A 16,539-nucleotide genomic window follows, 5' to 3' on the forward strand; every position below is an offset into this window, starting at 1 on the left:
GCGGTGAGAGCCGCACGCCGGGTGCGGCGAGCGGCCTGGGGAAACGGGTCGGCGGCAACGCCGAAACCGCGCCCCAGGCCGACTCAACACCAGTACCAAGGCCGGCTCCGCTGGGTTGGGGTGAATGGGCGGTTGCTCGACTGCGGCGTCGTTTTGTTTCGGGTGATCGCGCAGTTCCCCGCGCCGCTATCGGGGGCGTTGGGGCGTTGACATTTGTTACTGGGGGTAAGGATGATCCCGTTCATGGTGACTGATGCCGGTAGTCCGATGCCTCGGTTTCCGGACGGCTTTCTGTGGGGGGTGTCGACCTCTGCCCATCAGATCGAGGGGGCGGCGGACCTGCGCGAGCCGTCCGTGTGGGACGTGTTCACGGCCGAACCGGGGCGGGTGAAGGACGGCTCCACGGCGGCGGTGGCCTGCGACCACTACCACCGCTACCGCGAGGACGTGGCGCTCCTGTCCGGCCTGGGCGTGGACGCGTACCGCTTCTCGGTCTCCTGGCCGCGGGTCGACTCCCCCGGCGGGCTCGACTTCTACGACCGCCTGGTGGACGAGCTGTGCGCGGTGGGCGTGCGCCCCGTCCCGACCCTCTTCCACTGGGACCTGCCCGCCCGGCTGGACTGGCTGGACCGGGACACCGCACAGCGCTTCGCCGAGTACGTGTCGGCGGTCGCCACCCGGCTCGGCGACCGCGTCACCAAGTGGATCACCCTCAACGAGCCCGCCGAACACACGCTGCTGGGCCATGCGTTGGGCGCGCACGCCCCCGGCAGGCGCCTCCTGTTCGATGCCCTTCCGGTCGCCCATCACCAACTCCTCGCCCATGGCCTCGCGGTACGGGCCCTGCGCGCGGCCGGCGCCGCCGACATCGGCATCGCCAACTCCCACGGCCCCACCTGGCCGGCGTCCACCGCGCCGGAGGACATGGGAGCGGCCGAGTTCTACGATGTCCTGCTGAACCGCCTGTTCGCCGACCCGCTGCTCCTCGGCCGGTACCCGGAGGGCATCGGCGAGTTGATGCCGGGCGACGTCGACGCCGACCTCAAGGTCATCGCCGAGCCGCTCGACTGGTACGGCGTCAACTACTACGCGCCGACCCGGGTGGGCGCCCCGCAGGACACGGAGACCGAGTTCGGCGGGCTGCCGATTCCGGCCGAACTCCCCTTCTCGATAAGGGAGATCGAGGGCCGCCCGGTGACGGACTTCGGCTGGCCGATCGTCCCGGAAGGCCTCACGGAGTTGCTGACCGCCTTCCGGGACCGGTACGGCGACCGGCTCCCACCGGTGGTGATCACCGAGAACGGCTGCTCGTACGAGGGCCTGGCCGACCAGGACCGGATCGCCTACCTCGACGGCCACATCAGGGCGCTGCACCGCGCGATCGAGGCGGGCGTGGACGTGCGCGGCTACTTCGTCTGGTCGCTGCTGGACAACTTCGAGTGGGCCGAGGGCTACGCCCGCCGCTTCGGCCTGGTCCACGTCGACCACGACACCCAGCGCCGGACCCCGAAGGCGTCGTACGGCTGGTTCCGGGACGTACTGCGGGCCCAGAGATGACCCCGGCCGGACGAGGAGCGGCGCCATCCCCTCGTCGTGCGCCGGGCCCCAGGACGGGTCACCCGCACAGCCCTGACCGTACGGATGCCGTGGCCCGTGCGGGCTCGTCCCCGGCGGCGAGGGCAAGGTCCCGCAGCAGTCCGGTCAGGACGTCGTCCGGGCTGTAACGGCCCAAAATGTAACCGGCGCGGGTGAGTTGGGCGAGCCCGTGCATCTGCGCGAACAGCTGGCGTGCGAGGAGATCGGCGTCCGTATCGGCGCGGAACCGCCCGGCGCCGACGCACCGGCGGATGGCGTCACGCGGGAAGCGCAGCAGGGCGACGCCCATGGATCGGTCCGCCTCGCTGAGTTCGAACCCGGCGAGCGCCGAGCCGCCGAACAGCACGGCGTAGACATGGGGTTCGGCGCGGGCGAAGTCCTGGTAGGCGCGGCAGAGTCCGGCCAGTTCACGAACGGGATCGGCGTCGGGCGTAAGAGCGGGCGGGACCTCCCGCACCCGGGCGAGGAACCGCTCGACGCCCTCCTTCATGACCTCGCGCACCAGTTCCGGCATGGACCCGAAATGGGTGTACACGGCCATGGTGGAGGCGCCGACGGCCCGGACGAGCCGCCGGGCGCTGAGCGCGCCGGGCCCTTCTTCGGCAAGGACACGGGCGGCCTCGTCCAGCAGGCGGCGACGGAGGGAGCGGTCGCCGCGGCCTTGCGCCGCCCCATCCGGGTTCCGGGTTGACACGAGCCGAGCATAACGCTGTTATAGACATAACAGCGTTATGGACGGGGGTCGGCGCATGCGCAGGACGGGTACGCGAGCACGACCGGTACGGCTACCGGAGGCGGCGGGGGACCACACGGGGACCACGAACGGCGCGGAGCCCGCGCTGCGGCTCGCCGTGATCGGGGACTCGGTGGCGGCGGGCGTGGGCGCGCCGAACCACCGTGACGCGCTCACCGGCCAGACGGCACAGGCCCTCACGGCGCTGACCGGCCGGGCGGTGTCCTGGCGGGTGACGGCGAAGCCGGGCGCGACGCTCTCGGGGGTGCGGCACGGTCTGCTGTCGGGCCTGACCGACCCGACGACCCGTTGGCGCCCGCACCTGGTCCTGGTGGCGGCGGGCACCAACGACGCGCTGCGGCTGCGCCGGCCGGGCGCGTTCCGCCGGGACGCCGAGTCCCTGATCCGCGACGTACGCCTGCGACTCGGCGAGGAGGTCCCGCTGGTCTTCGCGGGCCTCCCGAGGATCGACGGCCTGACGGCCCTGCCGCGTCGGCAGCGCCTGCCGATGTCGCTCTACGTCCGTCTGCTGGACCACAAACTGAAGACGGCGGCCACGAGGGGAGCCGCCGTCTTCCATCTTCCCTCCGGGGGCCCGCCGGACTTCCCCGGCGACTGGCTGGCCGCCGACCGGTTCCACCCGTCCCCCGCGGGCTACCGAGCCTGGGGCCGTGTCCTCGCCTCCCGGCTGGCCACGCTCACGGAGACGGCCTGCCCGCCGGCCACAGCCGACCGCTGACCGGCACCGCCCGCGGACTGGCTTCCGCTGGATCTGGACAAGGACCCGACACCGGGCGATCCGCAGCGGGTCCGGTTCGGGGACGTCCCGAAGAAGCTGAAATGCGGCTGCCGGATCAGAAGCCCAGCCGTCGCAGCTGCTTCGGGTCGCGTTGCCAGTCCTTCGCCACCTTCACATGGAGGTCCAGGAACACCGGCGTGCCCAGCAGCGCCTCGATCTGCTTGCGGGACTTGATGCCGACGTCCTTCAGGCGCTTGCCCTGGGGACCGATGACGATGCCCTTCTGGCTGGAGCGTTCGATGTAGAGGTTGGCGTGGATGTCCAGCAGCGGCCGGTCCGCGGGGCGGTCCTCGCGCGGGAGCATCTCCTCGACGACCACGGCGATGGAGTGCGGCAGCTCGTCCCGGACACCCTCCAGCGCGGCCTCGCGAATCAGCTCGGCCACCATGACCTGCTCGGGCTCGTCCGTGAGATCACCCTCGGGATAGAGCGCCGGGCCCTCGGGCAGCAGCGGGATCAGCAGGTCGGCGAGGAGTTCCACCTGTTTGTCGCCGACCGCCGACACCGGGACGATCTCCGCCCACTCGAAGCCCAGCTCCCTGCCCAACCCGTCGACGGCGATCAGCTGCTCGGCGAGTGCCTTGGAGTCCACCAGGTCGGTCTTGGTGACGACGGCCACCTTCGGCGTCTTCTTGATCCCGGCCAGCTCCTTCGCGATGAAGCGGTCGCCGGGGCCGATCTTCTGGTTGGCGGGCAGGCAGAAGCCGATCACATCCACCTCGGCCCAAGTGGTGCGCACCACATCGTTCAGCCGCTCGCCCAGCAGGGTGCGCGGCTTGTGCAGGCCGGGGGTGTCGACCAGGATCAGCTGGGCCTCGGGGCGGTGCACGATGCCCCGTACCGTGTGCCGGGTCGTCTGCGGCCGGTTCGAGGTGATCGCCACCTTCTGCCCGACCAGCGCGTTCGTGAGGGTGGACTTGCCCGCGTTGGGGCGGCCCACGAAGCAGGCGAAGCCGGCACGGTGTACGGCCTCGGCCGACTGCTCGGATGACTGGGTACGAACGCTCATGCCGCCCATTGTCCCTGATCCAGAACCCAGCCCCGCACCGCCCACGGCGGGCGGTACGGGACCGGGTCCGTCCGGTCGGCGCCGGCTCGACGGCGGGCGACGGGCCGACGACGGACGGCGACCGGCCGACGACGACGAAACGGCCGACGACCGGCCGACGGTCGAACTCCGGCCGGGGGCAGCGGGGTTCAAGCGGGCGAGAGCTGTGGGGATCAGGCGGGCAGGGTCTGTCGGACGGTGCCGTCGGTGCCGGCGACCAGCACGGGCGTGCCCGCGCCGCCGAGGTCCCGTACGGCTGCCAGGTCCTTGTCGGGCACGCCGTCGGCCTCGGTCACCACGGCCGCCGCCTCCAGGGACTTTGCCCCGGACGCCACCGCCATCGCCACGGCCGTCCGCAGGGCGCTGAGCCGCAGGGAGTCGAGGTCGACGGTCCCGGCGACATAGGTACGTCCGGTCTCGTCCCGCACCGCCGCGCCCTCGGGCACGCCGTTGCGGGCCCGAGCGGAACGGGCCAGGGTGACGATCTTGCGGTCCTCGGGGTCGAGCCCGTTGCTGTCGGTCATGCCCCGAGCATACGAAGCCCCGCAGGGCCCGGTCCGCCACGGGGTACGCACCGTACCGCCCGGCGGTCGGTGGCCGGAGCCGGGCGGTCGGCGCCAGGCGGCCTGCGTCAGGCGGCCTGCGTCAGGGACGGTCCAGGCGGAGCCGTTCGGCGCGCGGCAGTCCCGCGACGACCAGATCGTACGAGTCCTCGATCAGCTCCCGGACCAGACGGTCCGGGAGTGCGCCGTCGACCGTGACCGTGTTCCAGTGCCGCTTGTTCATGTGCCGGCCCGGGACGATCAGACCCGGGTGCTCGCCGCGCAGCCGGACCGCGTCCTCCGGATCGCACTTCAGGTTGACCGTCAGGGGGGTGGCGCCCAGGCTGGTCAGCGCGAAGAGCTTGCCCAGCACCTTGAAGACCGAGGTCTCGGGGTTGAACGGGAAGTCCTCCACGCTCGCGTTGAAGGACAGACAGAAGTCACGCAGTTCCCCAGGCGTCACTCGGGGTCCTGCTCGGCGGGCGCCCCGTCCGCGGCGACCGGCTCCACCAGCACGGTCACGATCTTGTTCCGGCGTCCGGCCGCGGCCTCCGCCGTCAGCCGCAGCTCCCGGCCGTCCGGCAGCTCCACGACCGACGAGGCGCCCGCGATCGGCACCCGGCCCAGCGCCTTCGCGAGCAGCCCGCCGACCGTCTCCACGTCCTCGTCGTCGTACTCCTCCAGCCCGTACAGCTCGCCGAGGTCGGTGATGTCGAGGCGGGCGGTGACCCGGTAACGGTCGTCACCCAGCTCCTCCACGGGCGGCAGTTCGCGGTCGTACTCGTCGGTGATCTCCCCGACGATCTCCTCCAGGATGTCCTCGATGGTGACGATGCCGGCCGTGCCGCCGTACTCGTCGATGACGACCGCGACGTGGTTGCGTTCCTTCTGCATCTCGCGCAGCAGGTCCCCGGCGTTCTTGGTGTCGGGCACGAAGACGGCGGGCCGCATGGCCGTGGACACCACGTCGTTCTCGGCGTCGCGGCTGATGTGCGTCTTGCGGACCAGGTCCTTCAGATACACGATCCCGACGATGTCGTCCTCGCTCTCACCGGTGACCGGGATGCGGGAGAAACCGGACCTGAGTGCCAGGGTCAGGGCCTGGCGGATCGTCTTGTAGCGCTCGATGACGATCAGATCGGTGCGCGGGACCATGACCTCCCGCACCAGGGTGTCGCCGAGTTCGAAGACGGAGTGCACCATGCGGCGCTCCTCGTCCTCGATGAGCGACTCCTTCTCCGCGAGGTCGACCAGGGCGCGCAGCTCCGCCTCGGAGGCGAACGGGCCGCGGCGGAAGCCCTTGCCGGGGGTGAGCGCGTTGCCGATGAGGATGAGCAGCGACGGGATCGGGCCCATCACCCGGGCCAGGGGAACCAGCACATACGCCGCCGCGGTGGCCGTGTTGAGCGGGTGCTGCCGGCCGATGGTGCGCGGCGAGACGCCGACGGCGACATACGACACGAGGACCATGACGGCCATCGCGATGAGGAGCGCCTCGGCGGTGGAGCCGGGGAACTCCTTCAGGCAGGCGTAGGTGACCAGCGCCGCCGCGGCCATCTCGCAGGCTACCCGGACCAGCAGCGCGACGTTGAGGTAGCGGGTGGGATCGGCGGCGACCCGGGCCAGCTTCGCGCTGCCGCGGCGGCCGGACTTCACGGCCTCCTCGGCGCGGAAGCTGGAGACGCGCGCGAGGCCCGCCTCCGCGCAGGCGGCCAGCCAGGCGACGACGATCAGCGCGATCGCGCCGAGGACGATCTGCACACTCATGCGGACCCGCTTACGAGACCGTGGGCGCCGGGGACGGGCCGGTCAGGCCCTTCTCCGCGCGCCAGCCGTCCACGATGGCCGCTTGCAGGCCGAACATCTCGGCCCTCTCGTCGGCCTCCTCGTGGTCGTAGCCGAGCAGGTGCAACACTCCGTGGACGGTGAGCAGTTGGAGCTCCTCGTCCATGGAGTGCTGCGTCGGGGCCTCGGCCCCCTGCTTCGCCGCGACCTCCGGGCACAACACGATGTCGCCGAGGAGTCCCTGCGGGGGCTCCTCGTCGTCCTTGGCGGGCGGCCGCAGCTCGTCCATCGGGAAGGACATGACATCGGTCGGACCCGGCAGGTCCATCCACTGGATGTGCAACTGCTCCATGGCGTCGGCGTCCACGACGATCACCGAGAGCTCGGAGAGCGGGTGGATGCGCATCCGCGCGAGCGCGTAGCGGGCGATGTCGAGGATCGCCTGCTCGTCTACCTCGGTGCCGGATTCGTTGTTGACGTCGATCGACATGCTCGTGCTGGTCTACTTCCCCTTGTGCGCGTGCCCGGCCTTGCCGCGGCCGCCCTTGTGGGTGCCGTTCTCGGTGCCGTGCCTGCTGTCGTACTTCTCGTACGCGTCGACGATACGGCCCACCAGCTTGTGCCGTACGACATCGTGGGAGGACAGTCGGGAGAAGTGGACGTCCTCCACCCCGTCCAGGATGTCCTGCACCTGCCGCAGACCGGACTTGGTGCCGTCCGGCAGGTCGACCTGGGTCACATCGCCCGTGATCACGATCTTCGAGTCGAAGCCGAGCCGGGTGAGGAACATCTTCATCTGTTCGGGGCTGGTGTTCTGCGCCTCGTCCAGAATGATGAAGGCGTCATTCAGCGAACGCCCACGCATATAGGCGAGCGGAGCCACCTCGATGGTCCCCGCCGCCATGAGCCGCGGAATGGAATCCGGGTCGATCATGTCGTGCAGCGCGTCATACAGCGGGCGCAGGTAGGGGTCGATCTTCTCGTAGAGCGTGCCCGGCAGGAAGCCGAGGCGTTCACCGGCCTCGACCGCGGGGCGGGTCAGGATGATGCGGTTGACCTGCTTGGACTGCAGGGCTTGGACGGCCTTGGCCATGGCGAGGTAGGTCTTGCCGGTGCCGGCGGGGCCGATACCGAAGACGATGGTGTGCTTGTCGATCGCGTCGACATAGCGCTTCTGGTTGAGCGTCTTGGGGCGGATCGTGCGGCCACGCGAGGACAGGATGTTCTGCGTCAGCACCTCGGCCGGGGTCTCCTGGCCGTCGCTCTCCCCGTTCTCGCTCGCCTTGAGCATGGCGATCGAGCGTTCCACTGCGTCCTCCGTCATCGGCTGCCCGGTGCGGAGCACCAGCATCATCTCGTCGAACACGCGCTGGATGAGGGCGACTTCACGAGGGTCGCCGACCGCGCTGATCTCATTGCCCCGGACGTGGATGTCGGCCGCCGGGAAGGCCGTCTCGATCACGCGCAGAAGGGAGTCGCCGGAACCCAGCACGGTGACCATCGGGTGCTGGGCGGGGACCGTGAACTGTGCTCTCGCCTGCTCCTGCGCGGGGGTGCGAGCTGTGGGTGTCTGAGTCATGGGCCGGCGCTATGGCCTGCGGTTCCTCCTCTTCACGGCCGCGTAGCTGAGGGCGGCCTCGCGATTCCAAGGGTACGACGGTGCACCGACAACGCTGTAGGTCTTTTAGCCCGCCCACCACAAACCGCCCCCGGAACCATCGCGAACCACCTCCTACCGCCCCGTACCACTCCGTACCGCTCCGTACCAACCCGTCCGGGCGCTCCCCGAGCGGCCTCGGCCACCGAAGTCCCCTCTCAGGCCGAGCGGCGGAAGCCGATGGTGGGGACTGCTCGGCGGCGGGGCCACGGGCGGGCCCGTTCTTCCGGCACCAGCCGCTCCAGGAACGCGTACCGCCGCAGCGCGGCCGGGTCCTGGCCGGCGACCGACTGCACCCTGCGCCACCACGCCCCGATCTCCGACCAGCCGGGAGCCGCCAGCGACCCGCCGAACTCCTGGACGGACAGCGCGGCGGTGAGCCCGGCGAAGGCCAGCCGGTCCGCCAGCGGCCAGTCGGCCAGGGTGCCGGTCACGAAGCCCGCCACGAAGACATCGCCGGCGCCCGTCGGGTCGAGGGCCTCCACGGCGATCGCGGGGACCTCGGCGGTCTCCTCGGTCCGCCGGTCCACCGCGTACGCACCCTCCGCACCGAGCGTGACCACCGCCAGCGGTACGTGCTCGGCCAGCGCATGCGCCGCCGACCTGGGGCAGTCGGCGCCGGTGTAGCGCATCGCCTCCTCGGCGTTCGGCAGGAACGCCTCACAGTGCTCCAGGTCGGCCAGAGCGGCCAGGTCCCAGGCGCCCGTGTCGTCCCAGCCGACGTCCGCGAAGATGCGGGTGCCCTCGCTCGCGGCCTGGGCGAGCCAGGGGGCGCGGGTCCCGGGTGTCAGGGACGCGACCGCGGCACGCGCGCGGGGCGGGCAGTCCGGTGCGGGTTCCTCGGGGGGCGGCTCGTGGCCGTGGGAGACCATCGTGCGCTCGTCGTCGTAGGCCATCGAGACGGTTACCGGCGAGTGCCAGCCGGGGACCGTGCGCGACGCGGACAGGTCGATGCCCTCGCCCTGGGCGAGCGCGTCCCAGCAGTAATCGCCGTAGTGGTCGTCCCCGAAGGCCGCGGCGAGGGAGGTGCGCAGGCCGAGCCGGGCCAGTGCCGTGGCCATGTTGGCGACCCCGCCGGGGCTCGACCCCATTCCCCGGGCCCAGGACTCCGTCCCGCGCACGGGGGCCGCGTCGAGCCCGGTGAAGATGATGTCCAGGAAGACGGTGCCCGTCAGATAGACGTCCCAGGGCGGGTCCCCGGGGGCGCGCAGGGTGGCCAGCGGGTCGACGTGGACCTGCCCGTGCTGGGGCTGGGTGAGGTGCTCCGGTTCCTCTCCGGCAATCGCGTGAGACGCGGTCACGGTGCGCTCCCTGACGTGGTGCGGATCAGGCCAGTGTGCACCCTTTCTCCGTGACCGGTCTCGCCTCTGGTTCTCCGTGGCCGGTCTTGCCTCGGGGCGTGGCGGCACCCTGCGCGAGCCCGATCGGTGCGACGGGCGCCGCGCCCGGTGTCGGTGGGTGCCGACGTCTCTCCGGTCGGCGCCCGGGGCTGCTACACGAAGGTGCCGGGGCTACTACTCGAAGGTGTAGGCGTCCACTTCCGCCAAATACCGCCTCCGGCGCTCCTCGTCGTCCTCCAGGAACGATGCCAGGAAGGAGTTGCGGGCCAGCTCGCGCAGCCGGTCCTCGGTCAGGCCCAGCGCAGCACGCACCGCGTCGAAGGTGTCGCCGACGTAGCCGCCGAAGTAGGCCGGATCGTCGGAGTTGACCGTGCACATCAGCCCGGCGTCGAGCATTGCGGGCAGCGGGTGCTCGGTCAGGACGTCCACCGTGCGCAGCCGGACGTTCGACAGCGGGCACAGGGTCAGCGGGATCCGCTCCCGCACCAGCCGTTCGACCAGCGCCGGGTCCTCCATGCAGCGCAGCCCGTGGTCGATGCGCTCGACGCCGAGCACGTCCAGTGCCTCGGCGATGTACTCCGGCGGCCCCTCCTCGCCGGCGTGCGCCACCCGCCGCAGCCCGAGCGCCGCGGCGGCCTCGTACACCTCGCGGAACTTCACCGGTGGGTGCCCGACCTCGGCCGAGTCCAGGCCGACGCCGGTGATCCGGTCGAGGTGCGGCCGGGCCGCCTCCAGGGTACGCAGCGCGGACTCGGCGGACTCGTCCCGCAGGAAGCACATGATCAGCCGGGTGGAGACGCCGTGGTTCTCCACACTGCTGCCGAGCGCCCGCCACAGCCCCTCGACGACCGTGTCCATCGCCACGCCCCGGGCGAGGTGCGCCTGCGGGTCGAAGAAGATCTCCGCGTGCCGCACGCCCTGGGCGGCGGCCCGGGCCAGATAGGCGTCGGCGAGATCCTCGAAGTCACGCTCGGTGCGCAGCACGGCCATGAGCGCGTAGTACAGGTCCAGGAAGGACTGGAGATCCTCGAACCGGTACGCCTCACGCAGTTCCCCGGTGTTCGCGTACGGCAGCTTCACGCCGTTGCGCTCGGCCAGCCGGAACGCCAGCTCGGGCTCCAGCGTGCCTTCGATATGGAGGTGCAGTTCCGCTTTGGGGAGGGGCATCAAAGCATCGTACGGGTGTTCACCTGCGCTTTGGAACCGGCACCCGCAGGAGGTCGTATGCCACCGTCAGCTCCCCCTCGAAGCCCGCGGCCCGCGCCCGCCGCTCGAACTCCTGCGGATCCGCGTAACGCTGGCTGAAGTGGGTGAGCACCAGGTGCCGCACCCCCGCGTCCCGGGCCGCGCGGGCGGCCTGACCCGCGGTCAGATGCCCGTGCTCGGCGGCGAGTTCGATGTCCTCGTCCAGGAAGGTGGACTCGATGACGAGCAGGTCGCAGCCCTCGGCGAGCGCGTGCACCCCGTCGCACAGCCGGGTGTCCATGACGAACGCGAACCGCTGCCCGCGCCGCACCTCGCTGACGTCGTCCAGCGTCACGCCCCGCACAACGCCCTCACGCTGCAGCCGCCCGACGTCCGGCCCGGCGATCCCGTGCGCGGCGAGCCGCTCGGGCAGCATGCGGCGCCCGTCGGGCTCGACGAGGCGGTATCCGTACGACTCGACGGGGTGCGACAGCCTGCGTGCCTCCAGGGTGTACGCGGGGGTCACCGCGAGGGTGCCGTCGCGGTCCACGGGCGCCTCGGTGAGCGCGACGGTCTCCCGGTAGGCGGTGGCGTACCGCAGCCGGTCGAAGAAGCGCTGCCCGGAGCGTGGGTAGTGGGCCAGGACCTGGTGCGGCACCCGGTCCAGGTTGATCCGCTGGATCACCCCGGCCAGGCCCAGCGAGTGGTCCCCGTGGAAGTGCGTGACACAGATCCGGTTCAGGTCGTGGGCGGCGACCCCGGCCCGCAGCATCTGGCGCTGGGTGCCCTCGCCGGGGTCGAACAGGATCCCCTCCCCGTCCCATCGCAGCAGGTAACCGTTGTGGTTGCGGTGCCGGGTGGGAACCTGGCTGGCGGTGCCGAGCACCACCAGTTCACGGACGGACACGGCGCCCTAGCCGGGGGGCCACTGCATGCCGCGACCGCCGAGGACGTGCGCGTGGGCGTGCCAGACCGTCTGGCCGGCGCCGCTGCCGGTGTTGAAGACGATGCGGTAGCTCTCCAGCTTGTCCTCGTCGGCGACGACCCGGCTCTCGCGCAGCACGTCCGCGGCGAGCGACGGCGCGGCGGTGGCCAGCTCGGCTGCGTCCCGGTAGTGCGCCTTGGGAATCACCAGGACGTGGGTGGGCGCCTGGGGGTTGATGTCCCGGAAGGCGACCGTGGTCTCCGTCTCCCGGACGATCGTCGCCGGGATCTGCCCCGCGACGATCTTGCAGAACAGGCAGTCGTCCTGCGGCGCGCCGTCCGCTTGCTCCCCTGCCATACGTGTGTCTCCTCACGCCGGATGATCTCGTATGGGTGCATGGTAGCGAGGGCGGCCGAACCCGGACCCACGAGTCGGACCACCCCACACCGACACCGACACCAGCACCAGCACCAGCACCAGCACCAGCACCAGCGACCCCAGACCTCACGGCAGCCCCCGGCCCGCACAGCGACTCCGGGCCACCTCACAACACGACTCCTGACACCGCACCGCAGTCCGGGCCGCACACCAGCCCTCGTCCGCGGCACAGCCCCACCGGCGGGGCCAGGGACACCGGTGAACCCGCCCACCACGCCCCCCCCACCGGCGGCACCAGACGCACGGCAACCCGGCTGCCCGTACCGCCGCCCCCGGAACCGCACACCGCTCGGGCCGACGCGTCTCAGCCGCGCACCGGCCCGGGCCTCGCGGCACCGTCATGTGTCACGGCAGCCGCGGTGGCGTCTTGGCGGGTGTCGACTCCAGCGCGGCCAGCGCCAGCGCCACCGCCTCGTCCAGCTGGGCGTCCCGGTCGGCCGCCCAGTCCTGCGGGCGCTGCACCACCTCCACGTCCGGGTCCACCCCGTGGTTCTCCACGCCCCACTCGTAACCCTCCAGCCACATCGCGTACTTGGGCTGGGTGATCCGGGTCCCGTCGACCAGGCGGTACCGGTTGTCGATGCCGATGACGCCGCCCCAGGTACGGGTGCCGACCACCGGACCGATGCCGAGCGCCTTGATCGCCGCGTTGACGATGTCGCCGTCGGAGCCGGAGAACTCGTTGGCGACGGCCACCACGGGCCCGCGGGGCGCATCCGACGGGTAGCTGACCGGCCGCATGCCGCGCGGCATGTCCCAGCCGACGATCCGCCGGGCCAGCTTCTCCACGACGAGTTGCGAGGTGTGCCCGCCCCGGTTCTCCCGGACGTCCACGACCAGTCCCTCGCGGGCCACCTCGATCCGCAGGTCGCGGTGGATCTGCGCCCAGCCCGGCGCCTGCATGTCCGGCACATGCAGATAGCCGAGCCGGCCGCCGGAGCGCTCATGGACGTACGCCCGCCGGTCGGCTACCCAGGCGTGGTAGCGCAGCGGCTCCTCGTCGTCGAGCGGGACGACGACGGTGTGCCGCGGGTCGCCGCCGCCGGCCGGCGAGACGGTCAGCTCGACCGGATGCCCGGCCGTGCCGACGAGCAGCGGGCCGGGACCGGCCACCGGGTCGACCGGCCGGCCGCCGACCGCGACGATCGCGTCCCCGGCGCGCACCGCGACGCCGGGCGCGGCCAGCGGGGAGCGGGCCCGGGGGTCGGAGGTCTCCGCGGGCAGGATCCGGTCGATGCGCCAACCGCCGTCCGGGTGCCGGGAGATGTCGGCGCCGAGCAGGCCCTGGCGGGCGCCGGAACCGTAGCCGCCGCGCGGTACGACATAGGCGTGCGAGGCGCCGAGTTCGCCTTGTACCTCCCACAGCAGGTCGACCAGGTCGTCGTGGGTGGCGATCCGGGCGAGGACCGGGCGATAGCGGTCGAGGACGCCGGCCCAGTCGACCCCGCCCAGGTCGGGCCGCCAGAACTGGTCGCGCATGATGCGGCCGGCCTCGTCGTACATCTGCCGCCACTCGGCGACCGGGTCCACGGTCTGCCGGACCCGGTCGAGGTCGACGGTGACACTGGTGTCGCCGTCGTCGTCATGGCCGGCCCGCCGGTCGCTGGGCACCACCCTGAGCCGGTCGTCGGTCCGCAGCAGGACGCGTTTGCCGTCGCCGCTGACCTCGAAGTGGTCGGCGTCGGCAGCGAGATGCTCGATGCGCTGCTGGACGAGGTCGTAGCGCTCCAGCTCGGTCTTGGGGTCCGGGTCGTCGGGCGTGGCCCGGGTGGCGCCGAGGACGCCGCGCACCGGGTGACGCAGCCACAGCACGCCGTCCTTCGCGGCACGCAGATTGGAGTAGCGGGCGGCCTCGACCGGGAACGGGACGATCCGGTCGGCCAGGCCCTCCAGGTCGATACGGGTGGCCGGGGTGCCCTCGCTGTCGGGGGTCTCGTCCCGGTCGGGGGTCTCGAACGGCCGCCCGTGCCGCTGCGGGCCGAACGGGGACGGCGTGGTCGCGGCCAGGGTGATCAGATGCGGGCGGTCGCCGACCACGAAGGCGAGGTCGAAGACGTGCTCGTCGTACACCGGGTCGAAGGACCGGTTCGACAGGAAGGCGAGGTGTTTGCCGTCGAGGGTGAAGGCGGGCGCGTAGTCCTGGAAGCGCAGCGGGGTCGCCTCGGTGACCGACAGATCGGTGGTGTGGGCGAGCCGGAGCTGGCACAGCGGGTGCGGGCCGGGGTGCGACCAGGCGAGCCAGGCCGAGTCGGGCGAGAAGGCCAGCCCGGACACGTCGCCGTCCGGGCTGCGGTCGACCTCGCGCACCTCGCCGGTCTCCCGTTCGACGAGCAGCAGCCGCCCGTCGTGCGCGGCGACGGCGGCCCGGCTGCCGTCGGGTGCCATGGCAAGTTCCAGGACCCGGCCCAGCTGTCCCACGGCGAGCCGCCGGGGTACGGCGCCGGGCGCGAGGCCGGTCGCGGGGGCGAACTCCAGGGCGTCCTCGCCCTCGGCGTCGGTCACCCACACCACCCACTCCTCGCCGTCCGCGCGGAAGGCGCGCGGCAGCCGGGCCCGCACGCCGGGCCGGGCGGCCAGGGCGCGGGCGGGGCCGGAGCGGTGGGTGACCCAGTGGACGGCGCCGCGCACGGAGACCGCGCTGCCGCGCGCGGTGTGGTCGGGGGACGCGGGCCCGAACCAGCGGGCCGCGCTCAGCGGGTACGGCTGGAGGTCCAGGCCCGGCCCGCCCAGGCGTATGTCGAGGCGGCGCGGCTCCGCGCCCGTCAGGTCGTCGAGGAGCCACAGTTCGCCGGCGCTGGAGTAGACGACGCGGCTGCCGTCGGAGGCGGCGTGCCGGGCGTAGAAGCCGTCGATCGGCGTGTGCCGGCGCAGCTCGGAGCCGTCGGGGAGGGAGGAGTACAGCGCGCCGGTGCCCTCGTGGTCGGAGAGGAAGGCGATCCGGTCCCCCACCCACATCGGGGCCTCGATGTTCCCGTCCAGGTCCTCGTGCAGCCGGACGAACTCCCCGGCGCCGTCCGCGGCATGGGCGTTCCGGTCGATCCACAACTTGCCCGCCGTACCGCCCCGGTAGCGCTTCCACCAGGCGGCCTCGCGGCCCATCGTCGCGGACAGCAGCACGGTGCACGGCCCGAACGCCACGTCGCCGACGGGCCCGTACGGCAGGGTGTCCGCGGGTCCGCCGTCGAGCGGGACGGCCCGTGCCCAGCTGCGGCGCAGGCTGGGCTGGCCGTGCGTGCTGAGCGCGAGGACCCGGCCGTCCGGGGTCCAGCCCCGCACCTGAGTGCGCCAGCTCCCCCAGTACGTCAGCCGTCGCGCGGGGCCGCCGTCGACGGGCGCGACATGCACCTCGGGGGCGCCGTCGCGGGTGGAGGTCCAGGCGACGGTGGCGCCGTCGGGCGAGATGCGCGGGTGGGTCACCGGCACGTTGTCCGCGCTGGCCCGCCAGGCCCGGCCGCCGTCCAGGGGGGCGAGCCAGATGTCGTCCTCGGCGGTGAAGACGACCAGATCGCCCCGCAGATGGGGAAAGCGTAGATACGAAGAAGCTCGGGGGACGCCGGCCGAACCCGCCACGCTCGCCGCGTCCGTCGAAGTGGACTCAGTCACCCGGTCACCCTATGCAGCGAACGCCGCAGATGGACCCCGTTCGAATCACTTGCCCGCGACGGGCCGACAGTTGGGGTCGTCCTGGCACCACAGGGTGCGGGTCACGGTCACGGTGACGGTGGGGGCGGGCCGCGGTCCGCTCGGGGGCCGGTAGGTGGGGGGTGGGGTGTACGCCGGTCCGGGGGTGGCGTCGCAGTCGCCGAGGCCGTTGACGTGGAACCGCTCTTGGCCGTCCACCTTGGCGACCAGGTCGCCGCGCACGCAGGCGCCGTCGACGGCCTTGGTGATCCGGCCCTTGACGGTGATGTCCTTCCCATCCTTGGTCCGTCCCTGGCAGTCGACGGAGATGATCGTGCGCTCGGTGGGCGAGGGCGTCCGCGCGGTCGCCGTGCCGCCCGCCGTCGTGCCGTCGCTGCCGTCGCTGCCGCCGGTGCAGCTGAGCCAGCTCACGTCGACGTGTTGCCGTTCGAGCCGCGCCGTCGCGGTCCTGTCGGTGGTGTACGCGACGGTCGCGGTGCTCAGGTCTGTCGGCTGGCAGGCCACCGCGCCGACCACGGCCAGCGCCACGAGCCCCACCACGGCCGTCACCCGCGCGCCGCGCGGCCCGCGCCGAATCCGGCTGAATACCCCCATGAAGGGCAGCGTGCCACCGACCTGTGCACGGCGATAGGCCACAAACGGCCAGTCACCTGTTTGTGTGAGCCCGACCCCGAGCGGCGGGCCGGGGCCAGGCGACGGACCAGGGCCGACGGCCCGTCAGGACCAGCGGCCCGTACGCCCCAACAGCAGGGCCGCAGCGGCGGTCCCCGGGGTCGACGTGCGCAGCACCCTGCACCCCAGGACGCACAGCCACGCCGCAAAGCGCGCCACCGGCTTCGGACACCACGG

Annotated in this window: 15 protein-coding genes; 2 read left to right on the forward strand and 13 right to left on the reverse strand. The window is 72.2% G+C overall.

Annotated features, from left to right (window positions below):
- Positions 1–243 precede the first annotated feature (243 nt).
- Positions 244–1,557 (forward strand): GH1 family beta-glucosidase, encoded by a 1,314-nt coding sequence (locus tag ACWEKM_RS17870; RefSeq protein ID WP_451622127.1) that lies wholly within the window; start codon positions 244–246, stop codon positions 1,555–1,557.
- A 58-nt stretch (positions 1,558–1,615) separates the two neighbouring features.
- On the opposite strand, the gene ACWEKM_RS17875 is transcribed toward ACWEKM_RS17870, so the two are convergent.
- On the reverse strand, positions 1,616–2,290 hold the full coding sequence (locus tag ACWEKM_RS17875) for a TetR/AcrR family transcriptional regulator (protein ID WP_451622128.1): 675 nt from the start codon (positions 2,288–2,290) through the stop codon (positions 1,616–1,618).
- 55 nt (positions 2,291–2,345) lie between these two features.
- On the opposite strand from ACWEKM_RS17875, the gene ACWEKM_RS17880 reads away from it, so the two are divergent.
- Positions 2,346–3,068, forward strand: a complete 723-nt coding sequence (locus ACWEKM_RS17880) for an SGNH/GDSL hydrolase family protein (protein ID WP_451622129.1) — start codon at positions 2,346–2,348, stop codon at positions 3,066–3,068.
- A 115-nt stretch (positions 3,069–3,183) separates the two neighbouring features.
- Here the strand turns inward: ACWEKM_RS17880 and era are convergent, their stop codons facing one another.
- The 12 genes from era to ACWEKM_RS17940 all read right to left on the reverse strand — a co-directional run bounded on the left by era (position 3,184) and on the right by ACWEKM_RS17940 (position 16,284).
- Complete coding sequence (era, locus tag ACWEKM_RS17885) at positions 3,184–4,137, reverse strand: GTPase Era (RefSeq protein ID WP_451622130.1); 954 nt, start codon at positions 4,135–4,137, stop codon at positions 3,184–3,186.
- A gap of 212 nt (positions 4,138–4,349) precedes the next feature.
- Positions 4,350–4,700, reverse strand: a complete 351-nt coding sequence (locus ACWEKM_RS17890) for a cytidine deaminase (RefSeq protein ID WP_451622131.1) — start codon at positions 4,698–4,700, stop codon at positions 4,350–4,352.
- Between the two features lie 121 nt (positions 4,701–4,821).
- Complete coding sequence (locus ACWEKM_RS17895; RefSeq protein ID WP_451622132.1) at positions 4,822–5,181, reverse strand: MmcQ/YjbR family DNA-binding protein; 360 nt, start codon at positions 5,179–5,181, stop codon at positions 4,822–4,824.
- Positions 5,178–6,485, reverse strand: a complete 1,308-nt coding sequence (locus ACWEKM_RS17900; RefSeq protein ID WP_451622133.1) for a hemolysin family protein — start codon at positions 6,483–6,485, stop codon at positions 5,178–5,180. The genes ACWEKM_RS17895 and ACWEKM_RS17900 overlap by 4 nt, the downstream gene beginning before the upstream one ends.
- Before the next feature lie 10 nt (positions 6,486–6,495).
- The gene (ybeY, locus tag ACWEKM_RS17905; RefSeq protein WP_451622134.1) at positions 6,496–6,993 is read right to left on the reverse strand and encodes an rRNA maturation RNase YbeY; all 498 of its coding nucleotides are present in this window, start codon (positions 6,991–6,993) and stop codon (positions 6,496–6,498) included.
- A 12-nt stretch (positions 6,994–7,005) separates the two neighbouring features.
- On the reverse strand, positions 7,006–8,082 hold the full coding sequence (locus ACWEKM_RS17910; RefSeq protein ID WP_451622135.1) for a PhoH family protein: 1,077 nt from the start codon (positions 8,080–8,082) through the stop codon (positions 7,006–7,008).
- Between the two features lie 236 nt (positions 8,083–8,318).
- Positions 8,319–9,461, reverse strand: a complete 1,143-nt coding sequence (locus tag ACWEKM_RS17915) for a carbohydrate kinase family protein (protein WP_451622136.1) — start codon at positions 9,459–9,461, stop codon at positions 8,319–8,321.
- 213 nt (positions 9,462–9,674) lie between these two features.
- Positions 9,675–10,667, reverse strand: a complete 993-nt coding sequence (locus tag ACWEKM_RS17920) for an adenosine deaminase (RefSeq protein ID WP_451622137.1) — start codon at positions 10,665–10,667, stop codon at positions 9,675–9,677.
- A gap of 19 nt (positions 10,668–10,686) precedes the next feature.
- Positions 10,687–11,592, reverse strand: a complete 906-nt coding sequence (locus tag ACWEKM_RS17925) for a ribonuclease Z (protein WP_451622138.1) — start codon at positions 11,590–11,592, stop codon at positions 10,687–10,689.
- Positions 11,593–11,598: 6 nt separating this feature from the next.
- Positions 11,599–11,967, reverse strand: a complete 369-nt coding sequence (locus ACWEKM_RS17930; protein WP_451622139.1) for a histidine triad nucleotide-binding protein — start codon at positions 11,965–11,967, stop codon at positions 11,599–11,601.
- Between the two features lie 426 nt (positions 11,968–12,393).
- Positions 12,394–15,552: a S41 family peptidase gene (locus ACWEKM_RS17935; RefSeq protein ID WP_451622185.1), complete on the reverse strand. Its 3,159-nt coding sequence runs from the start codon at positions 15,550–15,552 to the stop codon at positions 12,394–12,396.
- A gap of 144 nt (positions 15,553–15,696) precedes the next feature.
- The gene (locus ACWEKM_RS17940) at positions 15,697–16,284 is read right to left on the reverse strand and encodes a hypothetical protein (RefSeq protein ID WP_451622140.1); all 588 of its coding nucleotides are present in this window, start codon (positions 16,282–16,284) and stop codon (positions 15,697–15,699) included.
- Positions 16,285–16,539 lie beyond the last annotated feature (255 nt).

The organism is Streptomyces sp. NPDC004752, from assembly GCF_053601275.1.